This window comes from Nocardioidaceae bacterium SCSIO 66511 (assembly GCA_023100825.1).
GTDB lineage: Bacteria > Actinomycetota > Actinomycetes > Propionibacteriales > Nocardioidaceae > Solicola.
Genome location: CP095846.1, coordinates 3,571,418 through 3,588,024, shown reverse-complemented (window position 1 = coordinate 3,588,024; position 16,607 = coordinate 3,571,418). Strand labels below are relative to the sequence as shown.

The following is a 16,607-nucleotide window of genomic DNA, read 5'->3' as shown; positions in this document are numbered from 1 at the left end:
TGACCTTGACACCGTGCCCTGGTCTCGGCATTCTCTGGACGGTAGTCGATTACCGAGTACTAGTCGAGGTCCCGATGGCACCCAATGGGGTGGAGCGCGTGCGTGGCTTCTGCACGCTGTGCCGGTCCCGCTGCGGCGCCGTCTACTCCGTGCAGGGCGATCGGCTGGTCGGTGTCGAACCCGACCCGGACCACCCCACTGGTGGTGCTTTGTGCTCGAAGGGTCGCGCGGCGCCCGAGTTGGTGCACAGCCCGCGGCGGCTCACGACGCCGTTGAAGCGCACGAACCCGAAGTCTGACGTCGACCCCGGATGGGTCGAGATCGGGTGGGACGAGGCGATGGCAACGGTTGCTGGGCGCATCGGCGCCGTACGCGAGGAGCACGGGCCGGAAGGCGTTGCGTTCGCCGTCACCTCGCCGAGCGGCACCCCGATGTCCGATTCGATCGACTGGGTCGAACGCTTTGCCCGGCTCTTCGGCTGCCCGAACATCGCGTACGCCACCGAGATCTGCAACTGGCACAAGGACCACGCCCATGCGTTCACGTACGGGCGCGGGATCGCCAACCCGGACTACGCGAATGCCGATCTGATTCTGCTCTGGGGCCACAACCCGGCCCGTACGTGGCTCGCCCAGTCGACGGTCATCGCCGACGCGCAGTCGCGGGGAGCGCGGGTCGCAGTCGTCGACCCGCGGCGCGCAGGCAGCGCACAGACAGCCGACCTTTGGTTGCGGGTACGCCCCGGATCCGACGCGGCGCTCGCGCTCGGGCTCGCGCGGCAGCTGATGTCGTCGCACCGCTACGACGCCGGTTTCGTTCGCCGCTGGACGAACGGTCCGCTGCTCGTCCGACGGGACACCGGGCACTTCCTGCGCGGTCGTGACATCGCAGACTCGCAAACCGATGCGTACGTCGCGTATGACGGTGAGGACATGTGCGTCTACGACACGACGCAAGCACCGCCTGCCGATGTCGACGACTTCGCATTGCACGGTGAGGTCGTGGTCGAGGTCGACGGCGTCGAGGTGACGTGCGAACCCGCGTTCGCCCTGTATGCGAAGGAATGTGCCCAGTGGACCCCCGAGCGGGTCGAGGCGGCCACGTGGGTGCCGGAGTCCGACGTACTCGCGCTAGCCGACGCAATCGCTGACGCCGGGTCGACCGCGTACTACACCTGGACCGGCGTCGGCCAGCACACGAACGCGACCCAAACCGACCGCGCGATCGCCTGCCTGTACGCACTCACCGGAAGCGCCGAGCAGCGCGGCGGCAACCTCGTCCCGTCGGCCCCGCCGACAAACCCGATCACGGCATTCGACCAGCTCGCCGACGAGCAGCGCGCGAAGACACTCGGGCTCACCGACCGGCCGCTCGGCCCGCCGTCGCAGGGTTGGGTGACGGCCCACGACCTCTATGACGCGATGCTCGACGACCAGCCGTACGCCGTACGCGCACTGATCGGGTTCGGCGCCAACTCCCTTGTATCGCAGGCGGATACGCGACGTGGGCGAGAGGCATTGCAGAGTCTCGACTTTCACGTGCACTGCAACCAGTTCATGACTCCGACGGCCGAGCTCGCCGATATCGTGCTCCCCGTCAACACGCCGTGGGAGCGTGAAGCGCTACGCCTCGGGTTCGAGATCGACACGGCTGCGCAGGAGCTCGTCCAGCTGCGTCGACGCATGGTGCCGCCGGTCGGCCGCAGCCGGTCCGATCTGGAGATCGTGTTCGACCTGGCAGTGCGGCTCGGCCTCGGCGACGAGTTCTTCGGCGGCGACCTCGACGCTGCCTGGGAGTGGGTTCTCGACCCGCTGCCCTTCGGGCTGGCAGACCTGCGCGCACACCCAGAAGGGCTCAGAGTGCCGCTACAGCAGCGATACGCGACGTACGCGGAGAAGACCGACGGTGGCGTACGAGGGTTTTCGACTCCGACTCGCCGGGTCGAGTTGTACTCGGAGCGACTCCTCCGGCACGGGTACGAGCCGGTGCCGTCGCACATCGAACCGGCGGCCGGCCCCGCTGGCGACTCCGGCCTCGGGTACGTACTCACGTCCACGAAGTCGGCGCGGTACTGCCACAGCCAGCAGCGCGGAATCACCAGCCTGCGTACGCGTGCGCGGGAGCCGTCGGTCGACATCAGCCCCGAGCTCGCGTACGAGAAGGGCATTGCGAACGGAGACTGGGTCCACCTGCGCACCCGCCACGGCCGGATCCGGATGCGAGCGCGCTATGACGAGTCGCTGCATCCGCGCGTGCTCGTCAGCGAGTACGGCTGGTGGGAGTCGGCGCCCGATCTCGGGTTGCCCGGGTACGACCCGTTCGACGACTCCGGCAGCAACTACAACCGGATCATCGACGGGGTCAACGTCGATCCGATCAGCGGCTCGGTGCCGATGCGGGCGACCATGTGCGACATCGAACGCGCCGAACAAGCGTCGTGGGCAGGGCCGAAGCCGTTTCGGGTCGCTAGCGTCGAGCGTGCGGCCGCCGACGCCGTCACGTTGCAGCTCTCGCCGGCCGACGGCGCACCGTTGGCCGTCTGCGCGCCGGGTGAGCACGTCGAGGTCACGGTGCGGCAGCTGACGGCAGAGCACGAGAGCGGTACGCGTTCGTACTCACTGTCCGGCGAGGTCGGCACGGCGGCTGCGGGAATGCTCCCCATCACTGTCAAACGTGAGGGGGTGGTCTCGCGTCACCTCGTCGACGAGACCAGGGTCGACGATGTCGTCGACGTGACGTCGCCGGCCGGTCGGTTCCGCCTTCCCACCGAGCCCGACCTTCCGGTCGTGCTGGTCGCGGGTGGGGTGGGAATCACCCCGTTCGTCGGCTACCTCGAGCACCTGGCACGGCGTAGACCGCACGCCGAGATCCGGCTGCTGTACTCGTCGCGCGACGGTGCGCATCACCTGTTCGGCGACCGCCTGCGAGAGCTGTCCGAGACGATGTCCGGGTTGCGCATGCGTACGTACTTCACGCGGCCGTCGACCGACGACCGCAACGGGATCGACTTCGACGAGCACGGTCGAGTCACGGCGGCGGCGGTCGATGCCGATCTGATCGAGCGTCGCGCGCGCTTCTACGTATGCGGCCCCGAAGCGATGATCGCCGACGTACGCGCCGGACTCATCACGCGAGGTGTGCCCGCGTACGACATCTTCAGCGAGCGATTCACCACTCCGACGCCGACCTGGCAGCCCGACCCGTCGGCGCGGCATCGGGTCCGGTTCGCGCGCTCCGATCGTACGGCCGAATGGCAGGCGTCGTCCGGCACGCTGCTCGACCTCGCCGAGCGGGAGGGCGTGCAGATCAGCGCCGGCTGTCGGTCCGGGGAGTGCGAGACCTGCATGGTGCCCGTAGCCGCCGGCTCCGTCGGCTACCTGGTGCCCGACGCCGACCCCGATGACGAGCGATCCTGCCTGACCTGCCAAGCGGTGCCCGTCACCGACCTCACTCTCGACGCGTGACCCACGCGTACCCCAACTCCGAATCAGGATGGTGAAGACCATGTCCGACAGTGCTGCGACCAAGGAGACGCTTCCACAGCGGGTCGCCGACGGCTTGTCACGGTGGAGCTTGAGATGGGTGCCCGATGCTTGGGTCATCGTCGTCCTGCTCACGTTCGTCGTCTTCGTCCTGGCGTTCTTCCTCTCGCCGGGCGACTACTCGATCGGCAAGGCAGAGGACCTCGTACGCGGCTGGGGCGACGGGTTCTGGGCTCTGCTCGAGTTCGGCATGCAGATGGCGCTGATCATCCTGACCGGCTACGTCGTCGCGACCTCGCCGCCGTTCCGGCGCTTCCTGACCTGGGTGGCCGACAAGCCCAAGGGGCCGAAGAGTGCCGTTGCCGTCATGGCGGCGACCAGCATGCTGCTCGTGCTGATCAACTGGGGTCTCGGGCTGGTCGGTTCGGCGGTGCTCGTGCGCTACATGGCAGCACGCCAGCCGAAGGTCGACTACCGGCTGCTGGTCGCGTGCGCGTACCTCGGTATGGCAGGCACCTGGCATGCCGGCCTCTCGGCCAGCTCGCCGCTCTTGGTCGCGACGCCGGGCCACTTCGCAGAGGAGTACTTCGGCGTCATCCCGGTCACGCAGACGATCTTCTCGGCGTTCAACCTGCTGATGGTGCTGATCGCGATCCTGCTCTGGGTCGCCATGGCTCCGCTGCTCCACCCGCGCGCCGACAAGGTGGTGCCCCCTCCGCGCGAGGTGCTCGAGGCCGACGAGTCGGTCGACGCAGACGGTGCGAGCTCGGATGGTCCCGGAGCGATGGCAGCGGCCGGTGCGAAACCGACGCCTGCCGAGCGCATCGAGATGTCGCGCTGGCCGAACATGATCATCGGCATCGGCGGGCTCATCTACCTCGTGCTGTACTTCAGCTCGCTCGATGACGGCGTGCTGTCGGGCATCACCCTGAACGCCGTCAACTTCATCTTCTTGTTCCTCGGGATCCTGCTACACGGCACGCCCCGCTCACTCCTGCGCGCCGCCGAACGCGGTGGCAACTTCATGTGGGGCGTGGTCATCCAGTTCCCCTTCTACGCCGGCATTCTGGGGATGATCACGGCAACCGGCTTCAGCGAGCGCATCGCCGACTGGTTCACCTCGATCGCGAATGAGCAGACCTTCCCGGTGCTCGTCTACTGGTACTCAGGAATCCTCAACTTCTTCGTACCCTCGGGCGGTTCGAAGTTCGCGATCGAGGCGTCCTACCTCGCGGAGGCGGCAGATAAGCTCGGCGTACCCCTCGACCTGACCGTGCTCGCGTACGCATGGGGCGATATGGCCACCGATGCGATCCAGCCGTTCTGGGCACTGCCGCTGCTCGCTATCGCGCGGCTCGGGTTCCGCGACGTGATGGGGTTCCTGCTCGCGTTCTTCGTCGTGTACGCGGCGATTACGAGCATCGGCTTCCTGGTGGCGCCGCTGTTCTTCTGAGTCAGGAGTCGGTACCCAGCGCGTCCGTGCAGGCGGCGAGCAGCCGCTTGAGCTGCGTGCGCTCGCGAACGGTCAGGGCGTCGTACATTCGTTGTTCGATTCGTACGGCCGTCTGGTCGGCGGCGGCGAGGAGACGGCGCCCAGCGTCGGTAAGCGCGGATTCCCGGACGTTGAGGTTCCACTCGTTGCGCGAGCGTGCAATGAGGCCACGTGACTCAAGTGTTTTGAGGACCGCGGCAGCCGCCTGCGGAGTGACCAGGCAGGCCCGGGCCAAGCCGGCGCCGGAGATCCCAGGGTTCTCCGCGAGCGCGTAGAGCGCTGCGTACTGCGCGACGGTCAGGCCGTGTGCTCGCAGTGCGCTCGTCTTGGCCGCCATCAGGGTCTGCTCGGCCCGCTTGATGTCGAGTCCGAGTCGCTCGTCGGGTGCCAGGCTCATGCCGCGATCCTATCTCGACCGACATCTGGCTCTTGATTTCTATCAAGGTCTTGATAATAATCAAGCCATGGATAGAACAGCTTTGATCACCGGAGCGACGTCGGGCCTGGGGCGCGCGCTCGCCCGCCACCTCGCCGTCGCCGGATTCAACCTCGTGGTGCACGGGCGGGACAGCGAGCGATTACGAGCGCTCACTGCCGAGCTCGACGCCTTCGGCAGCAGCGTACGTACGGTTCGAGCTGACCTCACCGAGCCGCACGATGTCGCCGCCATGGCGAGCGACGTCACCGCCATGGTCGAGTCGCTCGAGATTCTGGTGAACAACGCTGCAGTCGGCGGTGGCACCGACCCAACCGTACGAGAGACGAACTCGGGTGGGCACGAGCTGCGAATGGTGGGCAACTATCTCGGCCCGTACCAACTCAACCGGGCCCTTGCGCCACTGCTCGAAGCAGCGCCACAGGGGCGGATCATCAACATCGCGTCGATCGGACAGGCACCTGTCGATCTCGCCGACATCGGCTTCGTCAACGGGTACGAGGGTGTCGAGGCGTACTGCCGCAGCAAGCTGGCGCTGATCATGGACACCATCGAGCTCGGAGCCGAGCTCGCGCCGCGTGGCGTCACAGTGAATGCCGTGCATCCGGCGCATCTGATGGCGACAAGGATGGTCCGCGACAGCGGCTTCGAGCCCGCGACGAGCGTCGAGGACGGTGTACTTCCGGTACTCCGTCTCGCGCTCGACTCGGCGCTCGCGATGACGACGGGTTGCTACTTCGACCGCTTCGAGGTCGCCGAGCCCCACCCGCAGGCGCGCGACGCAGGCGTACGCGCGGGCCTCACTCGGCTGGCGAAGGCGGCGTTGCGCGAGTCCGTACCGAGCGGTGCCTGATACGCGGCGGGAGGCTCAGTCGTGGTCGGCGCCCGGGTACGGGATCTTCTCGGTCCAGATCCTGCCCCAGAAGTACGGATGCGCCTCGCTCACCGGCACCCATCGGGCCCGCGTCGCGTCGCCGTCATCAGGAACGGCGACGCGTACGTCGGGACCGTGGCTGATCAGGCGTTCGAGGCACACGCCACACGGGCTCAACACCAGGAACGTCTCTGCAGCGACCCTGCCAACGCACACGCTGGCCGTGACCGTCAGATTGCGTTTGAATGCCTCGAGAAGCGAGCCCGTCTCCTGGCAGACGTCGACCATCTTGTTGAAGTAGTCCGGCGTCGTGCTCGTGACGACGGACCCGTCCTCGAGCAGCATCGCAGCCGCCCCGACGTCGGGCTCATCGGCGGCGAATCGCTGCCGGGTGAGGTCGATCGCGGCGTCGAGGAGGCTCGCGAGCTGGTCGTCTGTCACTGGCTCCGGCATCAGGCGAGCGAAGCGAGGATGTCGTTGAGCGTCGCCGACGGCCGCATCACTGTCGAAGCCTTGGCATCGTCCGGGCGGAAGTAGCCGCCGAGATCGACCGGGGACCCCTGCGCTTCGATCAGCTCACGCGAGATCTGGTCTTCGTTCGTACGCAGCCGCTCGGCGACCGGCCCGAACTTCGCGGCGAGCTCCGCGTCAGAGCCCTGCTCTGCAAGGGCTTCGGCCCAGTACAGCGCGATGTAGAAGTGGCTGCCGCGGTTGTCGATCTCGCCGACCTTGCGGCTGGGCGACTTGTTCTCGTCGAGCAGCCGTTCGGTGGCCCGGTCGAGTGCGCCGGCGAGTACCCGTGCGCGAACGTTGTCGGTCGCGTTCGCGAGGTGCTCGAAGCTGACCGCGAGAGCGAGGAACTCACCGAGGCTGTCCCAGCGCAGGTGGTTCTCCTTCTGCAGCTGCTGAACGTGCTTCGGCGCCGAGCCGCCCGCGCCGGTCTCGAACAGCCCGCCGCCGTTGATCAGCGGGACGATCGAGAGCATCTTCGCGCTCGTGCCGAGCTCGAGGATCGGGAACAGGTCGGTGAGGTAGTCGCGGAGCACGTTGCCGGTGACGGAGATGGTGTCTTCGCCCTTGCGGATGCGCTCCAGCGAGTACGCGGTCGCCTCGACCGGAGACATGATCTCGAGCTGCAGGCCGTCGGTGTCGTGCTCGGGGAGGTACTTGCGCACCTTGGCGATGAGGTTCGCGTCATGCGCGCGCTGCTCATCGAGCCAGAACACCGCCGGGGTGTCGGAGGCACGGGCACGGTTGACCGCGAGCTTCACCCAGTCGCGTACGGGGACGTCCTTGGTCTGGCATGCGCGCCAGATGTCGCCGGGGGAGACCTCGTGCTCGAGCAGCACCGTGCCGGACCCGTCGACGACCTGGACCGTGCCGGCGCGGTCGATCTCGAAGGTCTTGTCGTGGCTGCCGTACTCCTCGGCTGCCTGCGCCATCAGCCCGACGTTGGGCACCGAGCCCATCGTGGTCGGATCGAAGGTGCCGTTGGCCCGGCAGTCGTCGATCACCGTCTGGTACACATCGGCGTAGCTGCCGTCGGGGATGACCGCGAGGGCGTCGGCCTGACCGCCGTCGGGGCCCCACATCTTGCCCGACGTACGGATCATCGCCGGCATCGAAGCGTCGACGATGACGTCGCTCGGCACGTGCAGGTTGGTGATGCCGTTGTCGGAGTCGACCATCGCGAGCGCAGGGCCGTCTTGGATCGCCTGGTCGATGGCGGCCTTGACGCCGTCGCGTACGTCTGCGGGCAAAGAGTCGACGCCGCGCAGGATCGACGCGAGACCGTCGTTGGCGCTCAGGCCGGCTGCGGCGAGCTGATCGCCGTACTTCTCGAAGACTTCGGGGAAGAACGCCTTCACGACGTGGCCGAAGATGATCGGGTCGGAGACCTTCATCATGGTGGCCTTGAGGTGTACCGAGAAGAGCACACCTTCGGACTTCGCTCGGGCGACCTGCTCGGCGAGGAACGCGTCGAGGGCTGCCGCGCGCAGGACGGTGGCGTCGACGATCTCCCCGGCGAGGACGGGTACGGACGCCTTGAGCACCGTGGTGCTGCCGTCGTCTCCGACCAGCCGGATCGTCAGCGTGTCGTCGTTGTCGAGGACCACCGACTTCTCGTTCGACCGGAAGTCGTCGGCCGGCATATGTGCGACGTTGGTCTTCGAGTCGGCACTCCACGCACCCATCGAGTGCGGGTACTTGCGGGCGAAGTTCTTCACCGGCGCCGGCGCGCGTCGATCGGAGTTGCCCTGGCGCAGCACCGGGTTGACCGCGCTGCCCTTGACCTTGTCGTAGCGCGCGCGAACGTCGCGCTGCTCGTCGGTCGACGGATCGTCGGGGTAGTCGGGGACGTCGTATCCCTGGCCCTGCAGCTCAGTGATCGCAGCCTTGAGCTGTGGCACGGACGCGCTGATGTTCGGCAGCTTGATGATGTTGGCCTCGGCCGTGTTGGCGAGCTCGCCGAGCTCGGCGAGCGCGTCGCCCATGCGCTGGTCCTCGCGCAGTCGCTCGGGGAACAACGCGATGATCCGCCCCGCCAGCGAGATGTCACGGGTCTCCACCTCGACACCGGCCGTCGCGGCGTACGCCTCGATGATCGGCAGGAACGAGTACGTCGCCAGCAGAGGCGCTTCGTCGGTGTGGGTGTAGATGACCTTGGCCATGTTCGGGGTCTCTCCTCGAGGTTGCAGCAGAGGGCAGCGGCAAACGAGCGCCGCTCCCGGGTCTTCACGCGGGTTTCAGCCTAATCCGCTGCCTCAGTGCGCCGACGGGCGCATCCGGGGTCGCTGCTTCGATGAGTGGTCAGGAGACCTTGACCGTGTACGCTCCGCGGCTGCCGTAGGTGGAGTACCCGGTGTCGAGCGGGTTCGCGAAGCCGGTGCCTTCGACGCGCAGGTAGTACGTACCGTCCTCGAGCGTCTCGGTGGCGGTCGCGTCGAGCCCCTTCGCCGTCGCGTCGTCGACCTGCTCCGCGGCCGGGTCGTACGTGCCGATGACCTCGCCCGCGGCATCGAGCAGCGTCAGTTTGATGTCGAGGTTCGCGCCGACCGCGGCGGGAGACGCCGAAATGGTGTGCTCACCCGCGGTGGCGGTGAACTCGAAGTAGTCGGCATCGCCTTCGGCCGCTGACACGCCGGCGACCGGAGTACCGGGCTCGAGGGTCGTCGCCGCGTCCTCGGAGTCGCCGTGGTCGTCGTCGAGCAGAGCGGTGCCGTTCTCACCCATGACGGCATAGTCGTCCTGCTGTTCGTTGGCGTCGGCGTACTCGCCCTTGCTCCACTGGGTGATCGCCTTGCTGTAACCGACGCCCATGATCGGGGCCCACGGCCCGTGACCGGAGTAGTAGCCCTCCGCCGACGTCCCGTCGTGGCTCAGCCCGAGGTTGTGGCCAACCTCATGTGACGCGGCCTCTGCGATGTTCTTGGCCCCGGTGCCGACGCCGTCGGTGAAGACCAAGGCGGGCTGATACTTGCCTTCATCGGCGTTGTCGAAGACTCCGACGTACGCGACGCCGCCGCAGCCACACTCCGACTGGTACCAGTCGGTGGGGTCGACGAGCAGCCGAGTGCCGTAGTCGAGGTCGTTCTGGTCGGAGCGGTTGATCGCGGCGTCGCCTGGATCTTCGGTTGTGACGTCGACGTCGAGCGTCGAGTAGTCCTCCGCAATGCGTTGCCACACCTCGTACACAACGGCTTGTTCGTCGGCGCCGAACGTCGCCGGGTCGCCGTCGGTGTCGTACGGCGTGACCTCTACCGGATCAGTGCCCTTCGACTCGTTCCAGGCCGTGCCGGTGATCGTGTGGCCGTTGAAGTCGAGATAGATGACGCGATGCGAGTCGGGCCTGCTGTGCAGGGCGAATACGTCCTCGGGTACGTCTGCGGGGGTGACACTGGACTCGGCCTTCGTCGTACGCGCACGACGCGGCGCCGTCGGCTCCACATAGAACAGTCGTGCGTCCGAGTCGATCCGGCTGGTGGAGTCGTCGGTGAGGATCTGCCGCAGCTGGTCGGTCTCGAGCCCGTTGCGCCGGGCCAGGTCGTCGACGCGTCCGGCGTACGTATCGAGCGCACGTTCACCGCGTACGGTCTGCGTGCTCAGCTGCGTCAGCGGCTCGTCGTCGCTCGCCGGGGTGGCGAATGCCCCGGCTGTGATCGCAGCGGATGCCAGTGTGGCCGCTGCGATGATGCTGACTCGACGTCGGACTCCGTACACGCGCTACCTCCGGGGTATTCGCGGGCGAGGAGTTCGCGCCGCAGCGAGTACCTTCCCATGCGGGCGAATCTCAAACTCGCGACCTCGTGCCATAACCGTGGTGCGATGACTTCCACGCACTTGCTTCGTCTGATTTGTACGAAGCTGCCGCGGTGCGACGCGGCGCAAAGGAGGGAACGCCCATGCCAAGCATCACGAACTGCCTATGGTTCGACGGCGAGCACGGGAAGGACGCCGCAGAGTTCTATACGAGCGTCTTCCCGAACTCGGAGGTCACCGAGGTGACGTACTACGGATCGGCCGGACCGTTACCCGAAGGGACTGTGATGACCGTGTCGTTCGTACTCGACGGGCGGCCGTTCATGGTTCTCAACGGCGGGCAGGCGGGGTTCAAGTTCGACGAGTCGATCTCGTTCGTCGTCGACTGCGCCGATCAGCGCGAGGTCGATCACTACTGGGAGGCTCTCGGCTCTGGTGGCCAGCACGGCCCATGCGGCTGGCTCAAGGACAGGTATGGCGTCTCGTGGCAGATCACGCCGACCCGGCTGAATGAGCTGGTCGCGGACCCCGACCGGCAGAAGGCGCAGCGGGCAATGGCGGCGATGTTGCAGATGGGCAAGATCGACCTCGCCGAGATCGAGCGAGCGGCCGCTACTGATAGCTGACGAAGTCGGGCCGCGGGCGCACCTGGTACGTCTGCTTCGGCGTCAGCATCGGGTGGTCCTCGTCGATGAAGTTCTTCCAGCCCCAGCGCACATCCTTTGGCGCGCCCTGGTGGAGTGTCCGCCAGGTTCCGCGTTTGGCGGCCTGCGCGCCCTGACCGTCGGCGTGGATCAGCACCTCGACTTCGTCGCGGTCGGTACGGACGCGCTTTCGGTCGACGATCATCGACGTACGGAACTGATGGAGTACGACAAGCTTCTGCGGCAGCTTCTCCTGGCGGGTGAGGTCGGCCAGCCAGTCGATGGTGGCGTTGACCTCGTCACCGTGCACCGAGCCGATCTGCTCGAGGTGACGCTGGTTCGGCCCGAGCCGCCATTCCGGGTCCAGCGCGAGCCCGACATGGGGGTACTTGAGCAGCGGCGCGTACCGCTTGGCCTGGCGCTCGAATCCGTTGCGTCCGGGCTGCAGATCGAGTACGACGTAGACACCTTCCTCAGCGGCCCGCTCCACCCAGGGGCGAAGGCTCGACAGCGACAACTCGGACGAGAAGTCTCCGTCGCCGCCGGCGCTCGTCGACGCGACGCTCGCGATGATCTCGAAGGTCGGCACGACCTCGTCGTCGGTGAACTTCTCGTACTGCTCGGCGAGCTTTTTGACCCGGGTGATGGAGGCGTCGAGCGGTTGTTCGCCGAGTGCACCGAGGGAAGGCGTTCCGGGCACCCCGTACAACGCGACCATCCGTCGACCGTCGAGTACGCCCTCGTCACCCGCCGGGAGGTTGGGTGCGATCCGGGTACGCGACGGGCCCGCGTCGGGGCGTTCGGCCGGTGGTTCGTCGTCCGATTCGGCGGTCGGCTCCGGATCCTCCGGCTCGTCAGAGGGAGCGGGCTCCTCGGCGGCGTCGTCCTCGGGATCTGCCGTGCGCGATTCAGGTCTCGAGGCGGCCTTCTCGCTCTTGTGGCCGCTGTCGGGCGTCAGCGTGCGCGACTCGGGACGATCGGCCGGTGCATCGGCCCCGGTGTCGTCGTCGGACGAGCATGAAACGAGCAGTGAGGCGGCAACGAGGGCAGCGACGGACAACGCGATGCGGGAGGGGAAGGAGGTCATCGCGCAAGACCTTAGCGTGCGCATAGCCCGAACCGGTTAGGGCGCGGCTGTGAGAATAGGCACCGTGCACATCGCCGTCACCATGGTCGTCATCGTCACCTGCGTCGTCGCGGTCAGCGCGCTCGCTCGCCGCACCGGGATCCCCGCGCCGCTGGTGTTGGTCGTCGCCGGGTTCGTCGGGTCGTACGTACCGTTCATCCCCGACGTCGCCCTGACGCCCGATCTGGTTCTGCTCGGCCTGCTGCCACCGCTGCTGTACGCGGCGGCGATCCGTACGTCGCTGATCGACTTCCGGCGGAACAAGCGCCCGATCGCGCTGCTGTCGGTCGGATTGGTCGTGTTCACGACGCTCGGGATCGGGTTGCTCATCTGGTGGCTGCTGCCGGTCCCACTCGCCGCGGCGCTCGCACTGGGCGCCGTCGTGGCGCCGCCGGACGCGGTCGCAGCCACCTCGATCGCGCGGCGGGTCGGGATGCCGCGCCGCATCGTCACGATTCTCGAGGGCGAGAGCCTGGTCAACGACGCGACCGCCTTGGTCACCCTGCGCACTGCGATCGCGGCGATGGGCGCCGGTGGTGTGACGGTGTGGGCCGTTGGCGCCGACCTCGTGGTCTCGTCGCTGGGTGCCATCGCGATCGGAGTGGTCGTCGCCGTGGTGGTCGGCTGGGTACGCCGGCGGGTCACGGACACGCTGACGGACGTGTCGATTTCGATCCTCACGCCTTGGATCGCTTACATCCCGGCAGAGGAGATCCATGCGTCCGGTGTGCTCGCCGTCGTCGTCGCGGGCCTGCTGCTCGGGCACAAGGCTCCGGTGATCCAGTCGGCTTCGTCGCGTGTGTTCGAGCGGACGATCTGGGCGACGATCGGGTTTTTGCTCGAGAACACCGTGTTCTTGCTGATCGGGTTGCAGGTACGTTCGGTCCTCTCCGATCTGGGCGACAGCGACCTCGCGACGTCGACGATCGTGTGGACCTGCGTCGCCACGTTGGTTGCGACGATCGTCCTGCGGTTCTGCTGGGTGTTCCCGGCGACGTACGTACCGCGAATGATCCCGGCGGTCCGACGGGTCGATCCGAGCCCACCGTGGCAGTTCACGACCGTCGTGTCCTGGGCGGGAATGCGCGGCGTCGTGACACTCGCCGCGGTATTCCTGTTGCCCGAGGACACCCCGTACCGCGAGGTGTTCGTCGCGGTCGCGTTCTTCGTCACTGCCGGAACCCTGCTCATCCAGGGCCTCACCCTGCCGCCGCTCGTACGCCGGCTGGATCTGCGTCCTCCCGACCCGCACGAGGATCATCTGCAGGAGGCGACGGTCTACCAGCGTGCGGCTCGCGCCGGCCTGAAACGCCTCGACAACGAGCTCACCGGGGATGAACCCGATGAGGTGGTCCGGCGGCTGCAGCAGCGTTCACTCGATCGGGCGAACGCCGTATGGGAGCGGCTGGGCGGTTCCAGTGAACCGCCTTCGGCGCAGTACGCGAGGCTGCGCGATGCGATGCTGGAGTCGGAGCGCGAGGAGGTACTGCGGATCCGCCGCAACGGACTCGTCGACCAGACCGTGCTCCGGCAGGTGCTCGATGCGCTCGATGTGGAGGAGACGATCCTCGATCGCTCAGCAGACGGCACGACGACCTCGCAGAGAGAGGTGGACCTGGTGCCATCAGGAAACCGAGGCAAGTGTGCGGACCTACGTACGTACGTCGACGTGCCGCGCCCGCGTACGCCCGAGGGCTGTGAGCAGTGTCTGGAGGAGGGGGCAACCTGGGTGCATCTGCGCGAGTGCATGGTGTGCGGATACATCGGGTGCTGTGACTCCTCGCCGGGTCGGCACGCGTCAGCGCATTGGAAGAGCAGCGACCATGCCGTGATGCGCAGCTTCGAGCCGGGCGAGGCCTGGCGCTGGTGCTTCGTGCACCACGTGACCGGCTAGTCCGCGGCCGATCTCACGGATGGTCGGGACGCAGCGTCTGCGAGGTATGACAACGAGAACCCGACCTTTCACGATCAGTCCGATCGATGCCGCCGAGCTCGACGACGTGCGTACGTCGTTCGTCGACTACGCAGGCACGCCTGCCGTTGACCTGTGCGCGGTCGGCGGCGAGCCGTTGCGCTGCTGCCTGCGCGATGCACGGTTCGGTGAGGCCATCATGCTGTTCGGCTACCGCCCGCCGATGCCGCGCAGCCCGTACAGCGAGACCGGAGCCGTCTACGTCCATCGCCACACATGTGCCGGTCCCGCCGATGGGGCTTACCCGAGTGATTGGCGCGGCCGTCCGCAGGTGCTGCGGGCGTACGACGAGCTCGGTTGGATCCACGACGCGTCGCGTACGCATGACGGCACGGACCCGGAGCGCGAACTGGAAGAAGTACTCGCTGCACCGGGGGTTGTTCAGGTGCACAGCCGCAACATATTGCACGGCTGCTTCATGTTCGTTGCCGTCAGCCGTCGATGAGGGTGTCGATCTGGGCGGCCATCTCGACGTCTTTCGCGGTGATGCCACCCTCGGAGTGAGTCGTCAGCGCAAACGTCACGGTGGTCCAGCGGATGTCGATATCGGGATGATGCTGAGCGGCCTCGGCGCGTTCTGCGACCGCGTCGACCAGCCGAATGCCCTCGGGGAAGGTAGACGCCTGCACCGAGCGCACGAGCATGCCCTCGCGAACCTCCCAGTGGGGGTGTTCTGCCATTGCCGCGTGGAGCTGTTCGTTGCTCAGGATCTCGCTCATATGTCGACCGTACCGACTGGGCGGTGACACGTCGACGGGCCCGGACGCCCAGAGGATCTAAGACGTGCCCCGGTGCAGGTCGAGGTGAGCGTAGAGGTGTTGTTCGCCGGGTGATCGTTGGTCTGGTGTGAGTGGGGTGAGCCAGCCGGTGTCGATCCGTGGCCTGGGTGGTGGCTCCGGTGCTGTCGGTCTTGGTTCGGTGTTGTCGCCGGTTTCGGCGGTGTGGCGGATTGTGGCGATGAGGTCGCGGACGCGTTGTTTGGTGATGCGGGCGTGGTCGTCGATGATCGTGCCGGTGGAGCGGTGGAACGTGAAGCCGCCGTGCCCGTCGGCTCGGATGATGAGCTTGTTTTGGTGGACGAGGTGGTGGCAGCCGCCGCAGATTCCGACCAAATTGGACAGGTCGGTACGCCCGCCGTCGCGGTTCCACCAGTTGACGTGGTGGAACTCCAGGAACGTGGATCCGCAGCCGGGGTTCGCGCAGATGCCGTCTTGTCGGGCGGTGATCGCTTTGCGTTGCGCTGTCGTGGCGAGGCGGCTGGTACGCCCGACGTTGAGGACGTCGGCCTGCGGGACCGTGCCGCCAGTGACCCCGTGGGTGAGGACACCTGATGTATCGGCTCCGCAGGTGAGGTAGCCGAGGAGTTGCGGGCCGATGGGTCCGAACCCGACGAGGGTGGCCGGACGGGCGCCGGGGAGGCGCAGGAGGGTTTCGAGGTCGGCGAGGACGAGCAGGGTGGTGTCGGCACGCCGGCGCGGCCTCGACGGCTCCTGCCCGGGCTGCTGCTCTTCCTGCTCACCGGGCTGCTCGTCTGAGGTCTGCTGCTGGTTGTCTTCTGGTGGTGGTGGGGTGTTTTGGTCGTCGAGCATCCGTCCGAGTCCGTCGACGCGGCGGTCGGAGGGTGGGCGGTCGTCGCCGTCGTATTCGGGCATTGACACGGTTTTGAGCCATTGGGAGAACTTTGCTCCGGTGACGGGGTCGAGCATCCCGGAGACGTAGTAGCCGTCACCGCATTTGTCGACCCGGATGTCGCGTTTGTTCATGCCCCGCTGGTACGCCTTATCGCGTTCTTCGCAGTTCACGATGTCGTTGAGTTCGTTGATCGCCACCCGCAGATCCCGGGGCTCACACTCGCGGGCGATCGGCAGCAGTACGTCTTGCAGGTTCGTCATGATGTCGACGCCGACCTTGGTGACGCCGACGGTGAACTCGTCGACATGCGCACCCCGAATCGTCCCGGCATCCAGAGCGGCGGCAACCTTCGGCAACGTCTTGAGGGTCTGGCCGGCTTTGGTGTGACGGCGTGACTCGCCGAGCCCCATCCGCAACTCTTGGCGGGCCCACCCGGCGACCGTGGAGGCGCCGTCGGACTTGTGGGCCTCAGACTCCTTCAACTGCGCGAACAGGGAGGCGCGTACCCCGTCGAGCAGATCCAGTGCCGACTGCAGATCCCGAAGTGCGCCACAAAGCTGCTCATCAGTCGCAAGACCAACGGCATCGGAAGCGTTCGCAGCCCGACCCGCGAGGTCGCGGAGGCGGGTGTAGGTCTGCGGCTCGAACATGGAACCTATTGTATCGCAAAAGTGTTCGATGGGCAAGAG

General features: G+C 67.0%; 13 protein-coding genes. 6 read left to right on the top strand and 7 right to left on the bottom strand.

The features are described from left to right. The first annotated feature begins 74 nt into the window (after positions 1-74). Together MU582_16930 and MU582_16925 are read left to right on the top strand one after the other, a co-directional pair. A complete protein-coding gene (locus tag MU582_16930) occupies positions 75-3,464 on the top strand; it encodes a molybdopterin-dependent oxidoreductase (GenBank protein ID UPK74105.1) in 3,390 nt (1,129 codons plus the stop codon). A 40-nt stretch (positions 3,465-3,504) separates the two neighbouring features. Next, positions 3,505-4,935 (top strand): TIGR00366 family protein, encoded by a 1,431-nt coding sequence (locus tag MU582_16925; GenBank protein UPK74104.1) that lies wholly within the window; start codon positions 3,505-3,507, stop codon positions 4,933-4,935. 1 nt (position 4,936) lies between these two features. On the opposite strand, the gene MU582_16920 is transcribed toward MU582_16925, so the two are convergent. Next, positions 4,937-5,371, bottom strand: coding sequence for a MarR family transcriptional regulator (locus MU582_16920; GenBank protein ID UPK74103.1), 435 nt, complete (start codon positions 5,369-5,371; stop codon positions 4,937-4,939). A 67-nt stretch (positions 5,372-5,438) separates the two neighbouring features. On the opposite strand from MU582_16920, the gene MU582_16915 reads away from it, so the two are divergent. Then, positions 5,439-6,263, top strand: coding sequence for an SDR family NAD(P)-dependent oxidoreductase (locus tag MU582_16915; protein UPK74102.1), 825 nt, complete (start codon positions 5,439-5,441; stop codon positions 6,261-6,263). Between the two features lie 15 nt (positions 6,264-6,278). On the opposite strand, the gene MU582_16910 is transcribed toward MU582_16915, so the two are convergent. The 3 genes from MU582_16910 to MU582_16900 form a co-directional block, all read right to left on the bottom strand. Further along, entirely contained in the window at positions 6,279-6,737 is a 459-nt protein-coding gene (locus MU582_16910) for a cytidine deaminase (GenBank protein UPK74101.1), read from the bottom strand. Then, positions 6,737-8,956, bottom strand: coding sequence for an NADP-dependent isocitrate dehydrogenase (locus tag MU582_16905; GenBank protein UPK74100.1), 2,220 nt, complete (start codon positions 8,954-8,956; stop codon positions 6,737-6,739). The genes MU582_16910 and MU582_16905 overlap by 1 nt, the downstream gene beginning before the upstream one ends. Positions 8,957-9,095: 139 nt before the next feature. Further along, positions 9,096-10,505: a pre-peptidase C-terminal domain-containing protein gene (locus MU582_16900; protein ID UPK74099.1), complete on the bottom strand. Its 1,410-nt coding sequence runs from the start codon at positions 10,503-10,505 to the stop codon at positions 9,096-9,098. Between the two features lie 182 nt (positions 10,506-10,687). Here MU582_16900 and MU582_16895 point away from each other — a divergent pair, with 182 nt between their 5' ends. Beyond that, positions 10,688-11,170, top strand: coding sequence for a VOC family protein (locus MU582_16895; GenBank protein UPK74098.1), 483 nt, complete (start codon positions 10,688-10,690; stop codon positions 11,168-11,170). Here MU582_16895 and MU582_16890 read toward each other — a convergent pair. Continuing rightward, positions 11,157-12,275 (bottom strand): hypothetical protein, encoded by a 1,119-nt coding sequence (locus tag MU582_16890; GenBank protein ID UPK74097.1) that lies wholly within the window; start codon positions 12,273-12,275, stop codon positions 11,157-11,159. The genes MU582_16895 and MU582_16890 overlap by 14 nt on opposite strands. A gap of 49 nt (positions 12,276-12,324) precedes the next feature. Here MU582_16890 and MU582_16885 point away from each other — a divergent pair, with 49 nt between their 5' ends. Continuing rightward, a complete protein-coding gene (locus MU582_16885; protein UPK74096.1) occupies positions 12,325-14,208 on the top strand; it encodes a Na+/H+ antiporter in 1,884 nt (627 codons plus the stop codon). Positions 14,209-14,254: 46 nt separating this feature from the next. After that, a complete protein-coding gene (locus MU582_16880; protein UPK74095.1) occupies positions 14,255-14,731 on the top strand; it encodes a DUF1203 domain-containing protein in 477 nt (158 codons plus the stop codon). Here MU582_16880 and MU582_16875 read toward each other — a convergent pair. Together MU582_16875 and MU582_16870 are read right to left on the bottom strand one after the other, a co-directional pair. Next, a complete protein-coding gene (locus tag MU582_16875; GenBank protein ID UPK74094.1) occupies positions 14,718-15,005 on the bottom strand; it encodes a 4a-hydroxytetrahydrobiopterin dehydratase in 288 nt (95 codons plus the stop codon). The two genes, MU582_16880 and MU582_16875, sit on opposite strands and share 14 nt — an antisense overlap. A 57-nt stretch (positions 15,006-15,062) precedes the next feature. Beyond that, positions 15,063-16,568 (bottom strand): HNH endonuclease, encoded by a 1,506-nt coding sequence (locus MU582_16870; protein UPK74093.1) that lies wholly within the window; start codon positions 16,566-16,568, stop codon positions 15,063-15,065. Positions 16,569-16,607: the final 39 nt, after the last annotated feature.